Origin of the sequence: Loigolactobacillus zhaoyuanensis (assembly GCF_003946385.1) — a bacterium.
GTDB classification, from domain to species: Bacteria; Bacillota; Bacilli; order Lactobacillales; family Lactobacillaceae; genus Loigolactobacillus; species Loigolactobacillus zhaoyuanensis.
Map to the genome: position 1 here is coordinate 1 of NZ_RHOE01000056.1, position 15,819 is coordinate 15,819.

The 15,819-nt window shown below is 40.1% G+C and carries 14 protein-coding genes and 6 pseudogenes; 14 read left to right on the forward strand and 6 right to left on the reverse strand.

Features of this window, described 5'->3' with window-relative positions; translation table 11 throughout:
• The 6 genes and pseudogenes from EKM76_RS13780 to EKM76_RS10145 form a co-directional block, all read left to right on the forward strand.
• Positions 1-183, forward strand: a pseudogene (locus tag EKM76_RS13780) (hypothetical protein); the annotation flags it as partial.
• A 53-nt stretch (positions 184-236) separates the two neighbouring features.
• On the forward strand, positions 237-629 hold the full coding sequence (locus EKM76_RS13785) for an IS3 family transposase (protein ID WP_263853686.1): 393 nt from the start codon (positions 237-239) through the stop codon (positions 627-629).
• Positions 630-641: 12 nt separating this feature from the next.
• Positions 642-1,079: pseudogene (locus EKM76_RS10125) on the forward strand (IS3 family transposase); the annotation flags it as partial.
• 281 nt (positions 1,080-1,360) lie between these two features.
• The gene (locus tag EKM76_RS10135) at positions 1,361-2,278 is read left to right on the forward strand and encodes an FAD:protein FMN transferase (RefSeq protein WP_125550556.1); all 918 of its coding nucleotides are present in this window, start codon (positions 1,361-1,363) and stop codon (positions 2,276-2,278) included.
• Between the two features lie 146 nt (positions 2,279-2,424).
• Complete coding sequence (locus tag EKM76_RS10140; RefSeq protein WP_125550557.1) at positions 2,425-3,033, forward strand: NADPH-dependent FMN reductase; 609 nt, start codon at positions 2,425-2,427, stop codon at positions 3,031-3,033.
• A gap of 10 nt (positions 3,034-3,043) precedes the next feature.
• Positions 3,044-4,312, forward strand: coding sequence for an NADPH-dependent oxidoreductase (locus EKM76_RS10145; RefSeq protein ID WP_125550558.1), 1,269 nt, complete (start codon positions 3,044-3,046; stop codon positions 4,310-4,312).
• A gap of 158 nt (positions 4,313-4,470) precedes the next feature.
• On the opposite strand, the gene EKM76_RS10150 is transcribed toward EKM76_RS10145, so the two are convergent.
• The gene (locus EKM76_RS10150; RefSeq protein WP_125550559.1) at positions 4,471-5,715 is read right to left on the reverse strand and encodes an ISL3 family transposase; all 1,245 of its coding nucleotides are present in this window, start codon (positions 5,713-5,715) and stop codon (positions 4,471-4,473) included.
• Between the two features lie 46 nt (positions 5,716-5,761).
• A pseudogene (locus tag EKM76_RS13545) lies at positions 5,762-5,872 on the reverse strand (IS5/IS1182 family transposase); the annotation flags it as partial.
• Between the two features lie 568 nt (positions 5,873-6,440).
• On the opposite strand from EKM76_RS13545, the pseudogene EKM76_RS10160 reads away from it, so the two are divergent.
• A pseudogene (locus EKM76_RS10160) lies at positions 6,441-7,124 on the forward strand (IS6 family transposase).
• Between the two features lie 242 nt (positions 7,125-7,366).
• Here the strand turns inward: EKM76_RS10160 and EKM76_RS10165 are convergent.
• Both EKM76_RS10165 and EKM76_RS10175 read right to left on the reverse strand, forming a co-directional pair.
• The gene (locus EKM76_RS10165; protein ID WP_003635798.1) at positions 7,367-7,795 is read right to left on the reverse strand and encodes a hypothetical protein; all 429 of its coding nucleotides are present in this window, start codon (positions 7,793-7,795) and stop codon (positions 7,367-7,369) included.
• A 188-nt stretch (positions 7,796-7,983) separates the two neighbouring features.
• Positions 7,984-8,970 (reverse strand): annotated as a pseudogene (locus tag EKM76_RS10175) (IS30 family transposase).
• 90 nt (positions 8,971-9,060) lie between these two features.
• Between EKM76_RS10175 and EKM76_RS10180 the strand changes: the two are divergent.
• From EKM76_RS10180 to EKM76_RS13485, 6 genes and pseudogenes are all read left to right on the forward strand, one after another.
• A pseudogene (locus EKM76_RS10180) lies at positions 9,061-9,574 on the forward strand (recombinase family protein); the annotation flags it as partial.
• A gap of 96 nt (positions 9,575-9,670) precedes the next feature.
• Positions 9,671-10,477: a ParA family protein gene (locus EKM76_RS10185; protein WP_125550561.1), complete on the forward strand. Its 807-nt coding sequence runs from the start codon at positions 9,671-9,673 to the stop codon at positions 10,475-10,477.
• 13 nt (positions 10,478-10,490) lie between these two features.
• The gene (locus EKM76_RS10190) at positions 10,491-10,739 is read left to right on the forward strand and encodes a ribbon-helix-helix domain-containing protein (RefSeq protein WP_002825834.1); all 249 of its coding nucleotides are present in this window, start codon (positions 10,491-10,493) and stop codon (positions 10,737-10,739) included.
• A 606-nt stretch (positions 10,740-11,345) separates the two neighbouring features.
• A complete protein-coding gene (locus tag EKM76_RS10195) occupies positions 11,346-12,455 on the forward strand; it encodes a replication initiator protein A (protein WP_125550562.1) in 1,110 nt (369 codons plus the stop codon).
• Positions 12,456-12,705: 250 nt separating this feature from the next.
• A complete protein-coding gene (locus EKM76_RS10200; protein WP_125550563.1) occupies positions 12,706-12,987 on the forward strand; it encodes a type II toxin-antitoxin system RelB/DinJ family antitoxin in 282 nt (93 codons plus the stop codon).
• Positions 12,977-13,483: a hypothetical protein gene (locus tag EKM76_RS13485; protein ID WP_164507635.1), complete on the forward strand. Its 507-nt coding sequence runs from the start codon at positions 12,977-12,979 to the stop codon at positions 13,481-13,483. Before EKM76_RS10200 ends, EKM76_RS13485 begins: the two co-directional genes overlap by 11 nt.
• Here EKM76_RS13485 and EKM76_RS10210 read toward each other — a convergent pair.
• Complete coding sequence (locus tag EKM76_RS10210; RefSeq protein ID WP_003646133.1) at positions 13,473-13,751, reverse strand: hypothetical protein; 279 nt, start codon at positions 13,749-13,751, stop codon at positions 13,473-13,475. The genes EKM76_RS13485 and EKM76_RS10210 overlap by 11 nt on opposite strands.
• A 22-nt stretch (positions 13,752-13,773) precedes the next feature.
• Positions 13,774-14,001 (reverse strand): hypothetical protein, encoded by a 228-nt coding sequence (locus EKM76_RS10215; RefSeq protein WP_164507636.1) that lies wholly within the window; start codon positions 13,999-14,001, stop codon positions 13,774-13,776.
• Positions 14,002-14,253: 252 nt separating this feature from the next.
• On the opposite strand from EKM76_RS10215, the gene mobQ reads away from it, so the two are divergent.
• Positions 14,254-15,819 (forward strand): MobQ family relaxase (gene mobQ / locus EKM76_RS10220; RefSeq protein ID WP_125550565.1); only part of this gene is annotated, 1,566 nt, incomplete at its 3' end.

A 15,819-nucleotide genomic window follows, 5' to 3' on the forward strand; every position in this document is an offset into this window, starting at 1 on the left:
GCCCAACTGGCCAGAGAATATGGCATTGGCTATTCAACCGTTCATAAGTGGATCCAGGGCCAAGCCAAAACTCAATCCGGTAAATCGCCAGACGAAATTAAAGCGATGGAAAAGCGGCTGGCTTCCCTGTCTGAGGAGAACGAAATCCTAAAAAAAGCCCTGGGCTTCCTTGCGCAGAAGTAACCAATATTTTTGATTACATTCACCAAGAAAGCCATCACCATCAGGTAACTAAGATGTGCCGAATCCTCGGTGTTTCCAGAGCTCAGTATTATCGTTATCGATCCCCAAAGCCTTCAAAACGCCGGGCCGAAGATGAGGACTTAAAACAACGGATTCTGCGGATCTTTGCGGAATTCAAGCAGCGATACGGCGTTATGAAGATCCACCATGAATTGAATCTGGAACTTCAACCACTGCAGCGTCGGTGCAGCCCAAGACGGATTTCCCGGCTCATGAAGGAACTGGATATCCACTCCGTTACCGTCAATAAATGGAAAGCGGCTTCGGCTTCCAAAACCAAGGTTGAACAGCGTCCCAACTTGCTTAAGCAGGATTTCTCGACCACTGGTTTAAATCAAAAATGGACCGCTGATATGACCTATATTCAAACGAAGCGTAATGGCTGATGTTACTTATCAACCATCATGGATCTGCACTCAAGACGAATTATCGGCTATTCATTCTCAAAAAAGATGGCTACTGATTTAGTCTTAAAGACCCTGGAAAGCGCGGTTAAAAATCGAACCATTACTGGGGACCTGATTATCCACACAGACTTAGGATCACAGTACACCAGCGATGATTACAACCAACGGTTAACAGAACTACATATCCGCCACTCTTACAGCCGTAAGGGGTGTCCATACGATAATGCACCAATGGAATCTTTTCATGCTTCCCTCAAAAAGGAATGTGTTTATCCAGTGCCGGTCTTTGAGAATTATGAAACTGCCGCTGCTGTCCTTTTTGAATATGTGCATGCTTTCTACAATAGGAAGAGAATTCATAGTTCACTGGGCTACCAGACCCCCTTACAAGTTGAAATCGCAACACTTACGAGCCAAATGGCCGCCTGATTTAATGCTTTCCATGGTTCAAATAAGTTATTAATCACGATTAATGATTTATTTGAGCTGTGGAAGGTAAACGCGGTTCTGAATGTCTCTTAAAACCTATCTCAAATATTGACTTCAATCCATAGGGTGTTACACTTGAATTGTAAACTGGGTAGGAAAATAACTAAACTCTTTGATCACGGGAATTCCATAAAAAAACACCTTCGGTCGTACTACAACCAGAAGAGGGAAATCATGAGAAAAGTGATTCAAAATACAGTATTTATAGAAATGATGATACAATGCTAACTTGGCGAGTGAAGCGATTACGAGCTTTAGGAACAAATATAGTTTTGTCGGTATTTGGCGAGCAAGATAATTCTGCATTAGTTGCTGCCGAATTGCTAATCAGGCAACAAGAATCTAGGTTGACAGTAAATCAACCTCATTCAGAAATAATGACCATAAATCAACTAGCAGGATATGACAATACTGAGATTTCGTGTGGTACGTATGCACTTATAAAAAATGCTGTCCTAGCAAGCCAAAAGCACTTTGGATTCAATGCCTTGATTGGACCACTTGTCAAACTTTGGAAGATAGGTTTCAACGGTGCCAATGTTCCATCCGATCACGACATTAAGTCTCGGCTACTTTTAAGCAATCCCGATAACATTATTATGGATGATGCGTTGCACACCGTAAAACTAGTCAAAACTGGTATGGAGCTCGATCTTGGAGGAATTGCAAAGGGATTCATTGCTGATCAAATTCGGTCTATTTGGTTTGCCTATGGGATTAGGGCTGGAATAATTAATCTCGGTGGTAATTTACTATTTGTTGGAGAATCTCCACGACGATCTGATGGCCGATGGATAGTTGGTATTCAGGATCCCAATAAAGGAAGAAATATTGGCATTGGAACGGTCATTAAACCTGCATGTGCAGCTGTTACAAGTGGTATCTACGAACGATTTTTAATAAAAGGGAGTAAAAGATATCATCATTTGTTGGATCCTCAAACTGGATATCCTTTACAAACCCAATTGGCTGCTGTTACTGTATTTGCTCGTGATTCTCTGCAGGGTGAATTAGAAGCCAAGCGATTATTTTTTGCTGGTAAGCCTATTCCAGGATGGGAGAAAGATCCTAATAATTTAGGCGCTGTTTTTATCTATCAAAATGGCAATACACAAACGGTCAAGGCCTCAATTCATTAAATCTCCTTAACTATAAGTTATCAGGTTCACTGCCGTTCTCTAAGAGTGACGAGATTGCTACTCTGCAAGCTAAAAAGGAATATAATTATCCTGGGTAAGGTAAAGTTACCCTTTCGAGTGATTTTCCTAGAAAGGAAGGTGTTCAAATGTTGCACTATCTTGGTATTGCTGGAACAAATATACAGCGGTCAACTAATCTCAAGTTACTTCAATATATGAAGAAACATTATTCTGAGGAGGCAGTTATTGAGATTGTTGACATTAGTAATTTACCAGTTTTCTATAAGGCTTCCCAGGATCATATACCGGAAGCCGTCAACGTTATATCTGGAAAGATTCGGAAGGCTGATGGTGTCATTATTGCCACACCTGAGTATGATCATGCCATACCTGCTGTGCTGAGTTCTGCACTTGCTTGGTTCTCTTATCGTATACACCCATTTGCTGGCAAACCTGTGATGATTGTTGGTGCATCTTATGGTTCATTAGGCACTTCACGCGCTCAGGCTCAATTACGGCAGATTCTAGATTCTCCTGAATTGAAGGCTAGTATTATGCCAAGCTCTGAATTCTTAGTAGGACACTCACTAGAGGCATTTGATGACTCCGGTAATTTAAAGAACTTACGATTAGGTGTCCAGCTTAACGGTTTATTCTCAGACTTTTCCGTCTTTGTTAAGTTGACCAAACAAATGATTCATTCACAAAAACAAGCTAAAGAACAAACTAAAAACGTCAATTGGCAGGATAACTAGGAGGACAATTATGAAAATTGTTGCAATTGCAGGAAGTATTGCAGATATATCATACAATCGGCAATTATTAACTTTTATCGCTAGCCACTATGCTTCACAGATTGACATTGAACTACTGGAAATTAAGAATATACCGATGTTTAATGAAGATAAGGATCAAACTCAAAGTGCAGCTGTCCAATATCTAGTACATAAGATCGAATCAGCTGATGGTGTTATTCTAGCAACTCCCGAGCACAATCATACAACAAGTCCTGCTATGAAAAACGTCATTGAATGGTTGTCTTACAAAGTACATCCGTTAAATCAGAAACCAGTCTTAATAGTTGGTGCTTCTTGGCATACACAGGGTTCCTCAAGAGCTCAACTTGCACTTCGTCAAATTATGGAATCACCCGGCGTTGGGGCTTTGGTTATGCCTAGCGATGAGTTTTTATTAGCTGATGCCAAGAAAGCCTTCGATGAGTTAGGGAACTTGAAGGACTCAAAGACAATTGCTTTTCTCGACACTGTAATTAACAAGTTTATACGTTGGATTAATGTACTAGACGCACTACAGGAAAAGAAAAAGCAAGAACCTTGGCGTCAAGAGGATCTTGCAGGAAAACATCCTGTCGAAACTTCTATTGATATTGATATATCCGATGATTGGGTGGAAAAGGCAGCTAAACTAGTTAAGGCAACGAGTGGGAATCATTATGTCCAACTGAATCGTGGCGTATTAACAGTTGATCAATTAAATTGGTTCCTTAACACGATGCCTGTAGAGTTAACTTTTATGGATGATAATGATCAATTTATTTATTACAATCATTTTCTCGATCATGACGCTATGCTCGCACCAAGGGATCCAAAACAGGTTGGCAACACTGCCGATTTATTTCACCCCAAACGAGCCGTTGAGCACGTTCAACAAGTTATTTGGGCTTTACGTCAGGGGCAAAAAGAGCTTATCGCGATGCCAGTACCTGGAAATAAAATAAACCAAAAGTACATTATGCATTTTTACAAAGCTATGCACGATGCAGACGGACGTTATCGTGGTGTTAACGAATGGGTCCTGGACATTTGGCCAATTGTCTCTGATTATCTAAAGCGTACTGGACAAAAGCTTATCATGGATCCCGATAGTAAACCTGATGCAACTACAAGTGCCTCACAAAGTGAACCTCAAAGGGTCTTATCTTCTCGAGTAGAAGGGAAAGACGTACAAACAATTAATGACATGAAAACTTCAACAGCTGATGCGGTCACAGGTGCTTCCGAGACGACTAAATAAGCAGTACTGACTTAACTGATAAGAACATCAATAGGACGAACAAAGTTTGGCGCTACGTCAACTGGTATTGAAGAATAAATGGCTCTGCGTCAACTGATGTTGAAGAATATATTTATCATTTGAGGCGGTTCTCCATTTGGGGAGCCGTCTTTGTCATGTTATGCCGTGATTTGGTAGATTCGTTTGAAGAAGTTCAGCTGATTCTTGAAGCCAAAACAGGATCGTTTGAGTGACTTGATGAGGCGGTTAACCCCTTCGATCGGACCGTTGGAATAAGGGCTGGTGACAGCGGCGAGAACAGCGACTTTGTGTCGCTTAAGCGTCGCGATCGTCATGCCCATTGCCGTACCGTTTGGCTCGTAAGTAGCTAACAGGTTTGCCAGTTCCGCGGGATGTTTCTTCACCATCAAAGCATCATGAAGCGCTAAGTAGGTCTCGTAGGTTTGCTTGAGCTTGGGCTCAGTATCAAGTGCGATATCGATGGCCTCCTGTTGCGTGACGTATTCATTCAAACCAAACAGGAACTGTTTGTGTTTAGCGTCAGGCGCAGTTTGATGAAAAAGCCGCCAGTTTGTCTTCATGATCTTATAAGGACGGCTGTGCTTGTCATCAAGCTGTTTGAGCGCTTGGACGCGTACCTGATCAAGGGCACGAGCCGCAAGTTGAATGATATGGAACCGATCAATGACGACTTGGGCCTTGGGGAAAACCTCATGAATAATCGTCTGATAAGCTGTATTCATGTCCATGGTGACCGTCTGGACCCGAGTGCGTTCAGCGAGTGAATAATGAGCGATGAAGAAGTTTTTAATCGTGCGGTTGAATCGGTCACCAAGCAAGGCAATCAGACGATGTGAATCGGCATTAAGACAGATAAACGACATCATGCCATGAGTGGAACGGAACTCATCAAAGCAGAGTCGCGTGGGTAGCCGGCGAGCCGGTCGGAGTTTGAGATTTTGGTCAATGATCCGTTGAACCGAGGAGGCTGAGATTCCGATAATACGGGCGATGGTTTTGACTGGCAACCGTTCATGCGCTAACTTCATGATTCGTTCTGTCATGTGAGCGGCGATCGTGTGGTTGGGTTGCACGAGTGGCGTCTTGGCACTGACTGTGTGGTAACAGTTATGACAGCGCCATCGTTGCTTGTGCAAGTTAATGACTGTCGGCATTTCAACCCCGTTGAGGACGCGCACGTGGGCCGTGTAAAACCCGTTAGGGTGCAAGGCCTCAAAGCCACACAGTGGGCACCGGGTTAACCGGTAAGTCAGCTCGGCATCAATCACATGATACTGGCGGCGACGTACCCCGTTGCCACGATATTTATGACGAACAAAGGCTACTTTGATATTATGGTCTGGTATTCCAAGGACGGACAGTGTAGGATCGTATTGGGACATTTACTCATAACCTCGCTTGCTTTTGGTTTCGACGCTAAGAACCTGTCTAGTATCTTTTAAGAACTATCTTCAGGAAGGCCAATACAACCATTTGAAGACTGCTGTTAAGGGCACGTTCACAGTTTTTCCAAAGTCGCCGACATTTGTCTATCCATTTACCGGAAAACTTAACTAACGCAATGCAAAAACGGATTGCCAAATAAATAATTAGAACCTTAAATCCAAAGTGGAATATATGCCCGAGGAGTGACAAGAGAGCTGGTATGACAAACGTTGCAATGGCTACCAATGCAGCTGTGTGAAACACGAAAAAGATTGCATATGCTCCCAAAGCAACGAGAATAACGGCCAATACCGTTTCCCCCTGTGCAATAGATTGCGGTCCGAAAAGCCATTTACAAAAATCAGCAAGCGGATGTTGGAAGAACCAAACAAACGGTGATAATACGATTGAAATAAGCTGATCCAGCGCGACTAGGACTTGATCTGTAAATTGATCAAGCTGCCAATTCATCATTTTAAATGTCTCACTCATGTCCTTACCTCTATTCTCATTTTTCACGCACTTCACGTTTCCCATCGGGTCACCTATATGTTACTAATGTTTGTTGAACTTACAGGTGGTAACAATAGGGTACATCATTAGTTTTACTGGTTCTGGTGCAAATTTTCCTTGCTGACTTGATTTTAGTATACTGGGTGCCAAGAAACGAGGGATTGCGCGCATGAATCACTTTAAGGGACGCCACTTTCAAAAGGACATCATCTTAGTAGCCGTTGGCTACTATTTCAGATTCAGTCTCAGCTATCGTGACATCGTTGAATTGCTTCGGGATCGGGGTATCACTGTTCATCACACCACGGTCATGCGTTGGGTTCATCACTATGGCCCCATCTTTAAGGCTCTATGGCGTCGGCATCAAACAGCTCACGCTAAAAGTTGGCGAATCGATGAGACCTATATTCGAGTTAAAGGCCGTTGGGCCTATTTGTATCGCGCTATTGACAGTAACGGTTTGTCCATGGATTTTGAACTACGAAAACAGCGCGATTATACCGCATCCTATCACTTTTTGAAGCGTCTCTTGACGACCAATGGTCGGCCTGATCGATTAGTCACTGATCAATATCGGGCAACACTGAAAGCAGTGAAGCACCTGATAAAGCAAGACTATTTGAGCAAATCAGCCCACTAATGTTCCAAATATCGAAATAATTTGATTGAACAGGACCACCGATTCATTAAACGTCATCGTGTCCGCTCAGCAAGCTTTCAAAGCATTCGAACCGCTAGTGCAACGTTGAGCGGTGTGGAAATTGTTCACGCAATACGCAAAAGAACCCGACGAGAGTTAAGTCTCATCGGGTTCTCAGTCGTGGACGAATTAGAAGCATTGTTAGCTGCATAACCTTCAACATAGGATCAATAGCTGGTTAGATGGTCATCTCTCACACTGTTTGCACCAGATCCTTTAACTTTAACTGTTCAGGACCGCCCGGCTGATCAATCACAATTGCTTTCAATTCTGATCATTCCCTTCTTCATTTTACTACAGACTTATCATAACGCCAATTGAAGCGGGCTTCAGTCAAAGAAGCTTTTCCAAAAAGAAAAAGCCAAAACAACATAAGCTGCTTTAGCGACTTTGATTTAAATTTTTTGTTCAATCTTATCGATATCGACTTTCAAAACTCTGGTAATCCAAGGAAATTTCTTCTTCATTGTATCGAAGTCATCACCGGATGTTAAGAATTGGCCGGTCCCATAAACGTGAAAGCCGGCACCGGGTCCCTGGGTACCTTCGACCTCTTTACTCCCAACCGTTATAATCACGTGGTTGTCAGTTGAAAAATCCTGCTCTATGCTGTGCATGCCGGCCGCCGGAATCAGTAATTGCTTGTCTGTTACCTGGACGTATGACATCCAGGTATTAACAACGTGGGCTGGTTGCGCATTAATGGTTACAATTGTGGCAGGACCCTCATGCTTCATGACATCTAAAAATTTTTGATCCATCGTAATACTCCCCTTCATCAACGTTTCAGTGATCGCAATTTGATCATTATCACCAATAATCATTTTACACCACCAAATTGATCAAAACACTTTTTTTAAAAAACGTTCTTCAAGATCTTTCTCATTTCGAGATGAAATGAGTGATGACGTAGTGTAGAATGATAGGAAGTTCTTTAACATCACGTATAACCATCGCACCACAAACACAAAAACGGAAAATGAGACTGATTTTATTTCCCCCTGGCGAATTTTCAAACTAAGTGCAACGGTTTGTCAAAAAATACTTCATATGGGGTTTCATAGTTTAACACTTTGCGAGGACGTTGATTTAACTGCTTTTGGCGGTGCTCAATGTCCTGTTCCGTATAATTATCAATATCTGTTCGCTTAGGAAAATATTCCCGAATTAATCCATTTGTATTCTCATTTGTTCCACGCTGTTCAGGCGAATATGGATCGGGCCAATAGACAGTAACACCTAACCTTTCGCTGATTTCATCAAGATGAAGAAATTCGGTCCCATGATCTGGTGTAATAGAATGAACAAATTCTTTAGGAATGGCCCCTAACAGTTCAACTAAGCCTTTATTTATCTCCTGCGAGTCCTTTTGCGCAACCTTTTTGATAAGCGTAAGCCGACTAAGCCGATCGACAACCGTTAAAAGGATGGAGTGACCCGTTCGACCAATCACAGTATCAATTTCCCAGTCACCTATACGTTGACGCTGGTTGATAAAACCGGGGCGCTCATGAATTGAGATATAGTCCGTCTGTACTTCTCGATGTCGTCTAGTATTCTTTGAATGTCGAGTCCGATGTTTATGTCTGAGATGGCGCTGAATACCGGTATCACCACGTGAGGAGTACTTCTCACCTAAATTGTGTTGATAGATATGACGGTAAATGGTGTTGTAGCTAACACACCATTGATGTTCTTTATTAAAGCGAGCGGTAATCTACTCTGGTGACCAGTGCAGATCTAAGATGTAATGAACAATTTGACGACGTAGTTGTGGATGGCTGTCTAATAGCCGCTTCTTATGACAATTCTGCCGCTTTTGATAATAGTCATTTTCTGCTTTGCTTGGGGAATAATGACCTGCACAACGTTTTAATTCTCGTGAAATAGTGCTTGAATTTCGCCCCAGCCGTAACGCAACAGCCCGGATAGATAACCCCTTAGCTCGTAAAAACATAAGCATTTCACGTTCTTTTATAGTAAGATGTTTATAGCTCATACCGGATACCTCGAATTGTTTGATTTGGTCGTTAAACATATTCTACCCGGTATGGGTTTATTTTTTTACTTTGTGTTGCATTTTAATTGTAAATTCGCCACGGATAAATTAAGTGGGGCTAACACTAATCGGCCAGAACTGCAAAAAATGTTGGCCTATATTCGTGAGGGTGATATTGTCCTGGTCACTGAATTAGATCGCTTAGGCAGAAACAACCATGATTTGACTAAGATCATGAACTCCATTCAAAATAAGGGTGCCACCCTAGATGTGTTGAATTTACCGTCCATGACGGGGATTGCTGACCCCAATTTACGTCAACTCATGACCAATCTCATTATTGAACTGTATAAGTACCCGGCTGAAAGTGAGCGTAAGCGGATTATTGAGCGTCAACAACAAGGGATTTCTCTGGCCAAGCAGCAGGGCAAATATCATGGACGCAAACCCCAATACACCCAAGACGATTCCCCGCTTGCAACATGCTTTTAAACTTTATCAGGCAGGCATGAGTGATGTAGATGTTGCCCGTAATACAGGGATTAAACGGACGACCTTTATCAGATATCGCAAAAAATATAGAATCTTTAAAAATGAGCTTTAAAAATAAGTTAATTGTCAGCTTAATTATTTAATAAATTGTTTGTTTATTTATTTGTCTACTAATGATATAATTAAGCTAGATGAAGGAGGTATCAAGATGAAGATTATTACTTTTACTGCTATCAAGGGTGGTGTTGGTAAAACAACCTTGACTTTAAATTATGGTGATTGGTTAGCCAAACATGGTAAGAAGGTTCTATTAATAGATTTAGACCATCAGTGCAATTTAACAACCGTTTTTGAAAAAACACGACGAAACAATACCATCGCTGAAGCGTTTAAAGAAAATGACAATGCTCAAAAAGTAAAAATTGACAGTGTCGGACCGAATCTAGATTTAATAGCCGGTTTTATAGACCTAGATGTTTTAGGAAGTTATCTAGAAAATAACAGTAACAAAGAAATGATGTTGTTCATGTGGTTTAAAAACAACTCCGATTCATTAAGCTTAACCGACTATGACTATATCTTAATTGATACGCACCCAGATTTTAGCACCATCACTAAAAACGCTATTGCTATCAGTAATTACCTGATTAGTCCCATTACACCCAGTGAACATGGCTACAATGCCAAGTTTGACCTAGAAACACGACTCGAAAAATTCAGAAAATCACTTTTTGACTATCGAACTGGCGAAACTTACGTTGACGCAAAGCTTTTCTTTATCGGTAATATGATTAGACATAATACAAGCATGTCTCGCGATTTGCTAAAACACATAGAAGGCGATGAAACAGTCGCAACTATAATTCCTGAAAGAGAGCTCTTTAATAAAGCTACTGCAAGGCACGCTTCAATATTTGAATTAGCCAATCATGATGAATCCATTTTAAAGCAAAATCAAAAGTTCATAGAACACGCCGATCATCTTTTTCAAGAATTAGCAAATAAAACCAAGTAAGGAGAGTTAGATTATGAGTTTAGATTCATTCAACCATAAAAAAGACGAAGAAATGAGAGAAAGTTACGAAACTACATTGAAAGACAACAAGAAAGATGCAGTCGCATTTTTGAAAAATATCAGCCGAAAGGAAGTAGAGCGTAAGCGATCTGTGACCTTCTCAATTACTGAAAGTCAACTTAAAAAAATGGATACGGCTGCCCGAAAAAACGGATTTAAAAATCGTTCAGAATTCTTAGCTTCAATCATAGATGCAATTTAGCAGTTAAATAAATAAATAATTAATCAAACAAGTAAATACGCAATTTGTTCGCTTGATTAATTTGTGATTAGGTAAAAACTAGTAAAGTGCACTAAACCAAATACGGTTGCCTGTAGGTAAGCGCTATGCTAGACTAAGATTAATTTAACAACCGAATAAATAGATCAAGCTAAACAGAAAAATCCCCGATTCACGAGGAATCGGGGATTTTAGGTTTAGCAAGTAGCTAATAGCGAGCTACTTAGATTCAGACGATTTAGACCGCCAAGTTAAAATCGTCTGAACATTGTTCTTAATTTGTAGGTTAATTATACCGCAAACCAGTCCTATGGGACAAGTGAAGGATAGTTAAAAACAAATTGAATCCAATGGGCTAAGTGGCTAACCAATGCTATTTAGTCCATTTTTGTTGTTAGAAATTAAAAAAAGTTGCCGTATGGGCAACCCAGAATAGACACATGCCGGTGAATTTACAAAGCCGATCACGTCCAATGTTCGCTTTGTAATTCAGTTAAAGCATATCAGATTTGTATTTTAAAACAAGTCAGATGTTTTAGCAACTCTCTTTAAGACGACGTGTGTCAGTTAAGAAAGGGAGCTTTTATTATGGATCAATCAAACTTCAACTTTACAAATGCTAAAAGGGCCTATGAAGTAAAGTTTTACGCTTTGCCGCAGATCTTACTCCAAGGGGAAAAATATAAGGATCTTAGCGATAGTGCCATTTTACTTTATTCGGTGTTACGCGATCGTCTAAGTTACTCACTAAGCAATAATTGGGTTGACGAAAATAACAACGTATATTTCATATACACAAACAATGAACTAAAAGATTTACGAAACTGGTCAAATAATAAAATCAATAAGATTAAACACGAATTAATGGACGCGAACCTTTTGTATCAAAAACATATGGGGTTTAATCCAAGATCAGGCAAAAACGAACCAAATAGATTATATTTGGCAGATTTGGAAGTAACAGCAAAAGACGTTTATATTAAGCGAGAGCCATTAAAATCGCCTGAACCCCTTGGTACAAGCGGACTTCTCAAAAAGAGAAACCCGCATGATACCGTTGAACCCCTTGGTACAAGCGGACTTCTCAAAAAGAGAAACCCGCATGATACCGTTTCTGATACGTCTGAATTCCTTGGTACAAGCGGACTTCTCAAAAAGAGACAAGATCTAGACTATACTAATAATTTAGATACTAATAGATATAATATAGATACTCAAAAGTTGGACTTTTCCACAGCCCAATTCTCACCAGCAGAACTAGAAAAGCAAAACAAGGATTTGGTGAACCATGCTAATGATTTCTTAACTGATAAAGACAGTGGGTTACCGGTTTTCTTAGAACCAGAAGCCGTGCAATTACTTAGCTTCTGGTGCCGAACTCCGCAACAAATGCGGCGCTTCATTGGCATTATCTTAAATGCTAAGTACCGAGTTGAGAAAGATCACAAAGATATTGGTGTCATAATCCCACTTGATGATGAAGAACTAAAACCTTTAATGACTAAAGCCTTGAGACGCTACTTTAACGCTCTAAGAAGCAATGAGAAGCATATCAAGAACGTGGAGAACTACTTATACGGCACCATGCAAAACCTATTTGGCGTTTGGTGGAATAAACAAGCGGCTAGAGAATATGCTGCTAAACACCCCGAAGAAGAAAAGTCGGCCGACAACGATAACAGTGGGTTGTACTACTAGTCCTAAAAGGCTACAAAATCCTTTCTAAGCGGTTCTAAGACTTACTAGTCTATTTATACTTAAGCTAGATTTAAATGGCTTAAACAGAAGAATAGGGGCTTTTAAATGAGTGCCAGAGCTAACCAGCTCAAAAATTCAGCCTTTAGATCAACGCCAAGCTCAAGTGATTTGAGGCCAGGGCTTTATCTATTGATAAGGTACTCAAAAGGTAGTATAATGGTAGTAGTAAAATAAAGGAGATGAGACAATCATGGCAGTTAGGGAAAAGAAACGGGTCCAAGTCAAGATTGATAAAGATTTGGCCGATGATACCGAAGCAGTTTTAAGCGAATTGGGCTTAAATCCAACCACGGCCATTAACATGTTTTACAAGCGGATTGTTGCTAATGGTGCTTTACCTTTTAATGCGTCTTTAAGCGAAGAAGAAAAAGCTAATTTACGCTTTTTAAAGGCGACCGAAGGGACACCAGTCACCGAGTTCAAAGACGCTAAAGAGGTCGCTGATTGGCTCAACGATCCAGATGAGGACTAATGACTTAGTCAGCCTATACGTTAGTTTTGTAGAAACTAACGGTGGCAAGTCTCGGCCAGTTTTAATTCGTCGGGTATCAGAACAGACAGTCGAGGCTTTTAAAATTACTAGTCAGTATGAAAAGAAGTCGGCTTATATCAATCAACAATATTATCCGATTCAAGATTGGCAATCCGCTGGGTTGAAGAAACCTTCCTGGGTCGATCTTGGTAATATTTATCGCTTTCCCAAAGCCGGTTTAAACTTTAAAGAAATCGGTCATTTAAGTAAGCTAGATCAAAATAAAATTTCATATTTTACGCTTGACCTAAAATCAAAAAGAAGAGGTAAGGGTCAAAAGATAATTCAACAGCGATCAAGTAAAAGGAAGCACAAAGAAAGTAAAGCAGAGCTTACACAAAGAATTCAAAAACAGTTAAAAGACTTTGCTAAACACAATCCAGAAATTAAGCCAAAAAACAATCCTGAAAATAAAAACGATCGGCCTAGTTATTAGGTTGATCGTTTTTTAATTTATCCGGTTTATGGGCGTTAACATAGTCAGCAAATGTTTTTAAAAGTTCTTCGGTTTGTTCGACCGAGAGGTTATTAGCTTGAAAGTACTTTTCTAATAAAGCCCCTTTTTGAATTAATCGGCGAGAACGGGCTTTGCGGGCTTGCCGATTTTCATAGTATTTAGATTGCCGTAATTTAAAATCTTCCCGCTCAATTTTTTGTTTTAAACGCGCTTGCTGCTCGACTAGTTTTTCATATTGATTAGACATGGAATTTCCCCATCTCGTATGGCTAACGATCTACGGACTTTACCTTTAAAAATTCAGAAAATTGCTTGGCTAAAAGCTTAATCTGATCGTTAGACAAATTAGCATAATCTAAATCGGCTTGACTGATGATTTGTTTACCTAGCCGTTGTTCAATCTTATTTTTTTCGTCCTTAATTTTTTGATTAAGGGATTTTAATTTAGCTTCTTGTTTTTCTAAGTTACTTTGAGACATAACGATCCCTCCAATCATATTAGAAATAATCACCGAAACTATATCATATAAGAAACGTTAAGTCAAAGTATAAAATTTGAAATAGCGAAGCGGAAGGCATACACTAAGTTAAAGTTAAGAGAATCAGAAGGCCGAGTGGAACGAGGTCAATGCGCACTTACACCCCACTAAATTATTGTGGGGTAAATCGTGCTAAATCTTCGTATCAGAAGTCGCCGATGGCGACAACAAAGTCAAAACCCATAGAATCAAAGGAAGACGGTGACTGACATGGCAATATTCCACATGAGTTTTAGTAATATTAGTGCTGGTAAAGGACGAAGTGCGATTGCCAGTGCCGCTTATCGAAGTGGTGAAAAGCTATTTGATGATAAGGAAGGTCGCCACTATTTTTATGCCCGATCGATCATGCCAGAAAGCTTTATTTTGAGGCCAAAAAATTCACCTGAATGGGCGAGTGATCGAGAGCAGTTGTGGAATGAAGTTGAAAAGAAAGATCGTAAATCAAACTCACGGTATGCAAAAGAGTTTAACGTGGCTTTACCGGTAGAATTAAGTGAATCCGAACAGAAAGAATTATTGACAAAATACGTGCAAGAAAATTTTGTTGATCAAGGCATGGTAGCTGATGTAGCGATTCATCGCGACCACCAAGATAATCCGCACGCACATGTGATGTTAACTAATCGGCCGTTTAATTCAGATGGAACATGGGGAATTAAGAGCAAAAAGCAATATATTTTAGATGATAATGGCAACAAAACATATACCGGAACTAGCAAGTACCCTAAGAGTAGAAAGATACTGATGGTCGATTGGGATAAAAAAGAAAAAATAACTGAATGGCGGCACAATTGGGCGGCAAGTGTCAATCAGGCTTTAGAGCAAAAAAACATTCCTGATCGGATCAGTGAAAAATCATTTGTGGAACAGGGAATAGCTGACACACCAATGCAACACGAGGGAATCAATAGCAAACAGCATGAAAGAAAGGCATTTAATCAACAAGTTAAGAACTATCGTAAGTCCAAAGCTGGCTATAAAAATATGCAGGAGAAAGTAGTTAATCGAGGCCACTTGGATAGCCTAAGTAAACACTTCTCGTTTAACGAGAAAAAAGTGGTCAAAGAGTTAAGTCACGAACTGAAAACTTATATTAGTTTGGAAAGTTTAGATGATAAGCGGCGCATGCTATTTAATTGGAAAAACAGTACCTTAATTAAGCACGCTGTTGGTGAAGATGTCACTAAGCAATTATTGACGATTAACCAACAAGAAAGTTCACTAAAAAAAGCAGATGAACTCTTAAATAAAGTAGTTGATCGCACGACTAAAAAACTTTATCCAGAGCTTGATTTTGAACAGACAACCGCGGCTGAACGACGGGAATTGATTAAAGAAACTAATAGTGAACAAACGATTTTCAAAGGCAGTGAATTAAACGAACGTTTAATGAATATTCGTGATGATTTATTGGTCCGACAATTATTGACCTTTACCAAACGGCCATACGTTGGCTGGAAGATATTAATGCAACAAGAAAAGGAAGTCAAAATCGAGCTTAAATATACGCTGATGATTCATGATGATAGCTTAGAAAGTCTAGAACACGTTGATCAAGGTCTACTAGAAAAGTATTCACCAACCGAGCAGCAAAAGATTACTCGCGCAGTCAAAGATTTGCGAACAATCATGGCCGTTAAGCAAGTCATTAAAACGCAATACCATGAAGTATTGAAAAGGGCCTTTCCCAAAGGCGATTTAGATGGATTGCCATTGATTAAACAGGAACAAGCCTATACAGCCGTGATGTACTATGATCCTGTTTTAAAGCCA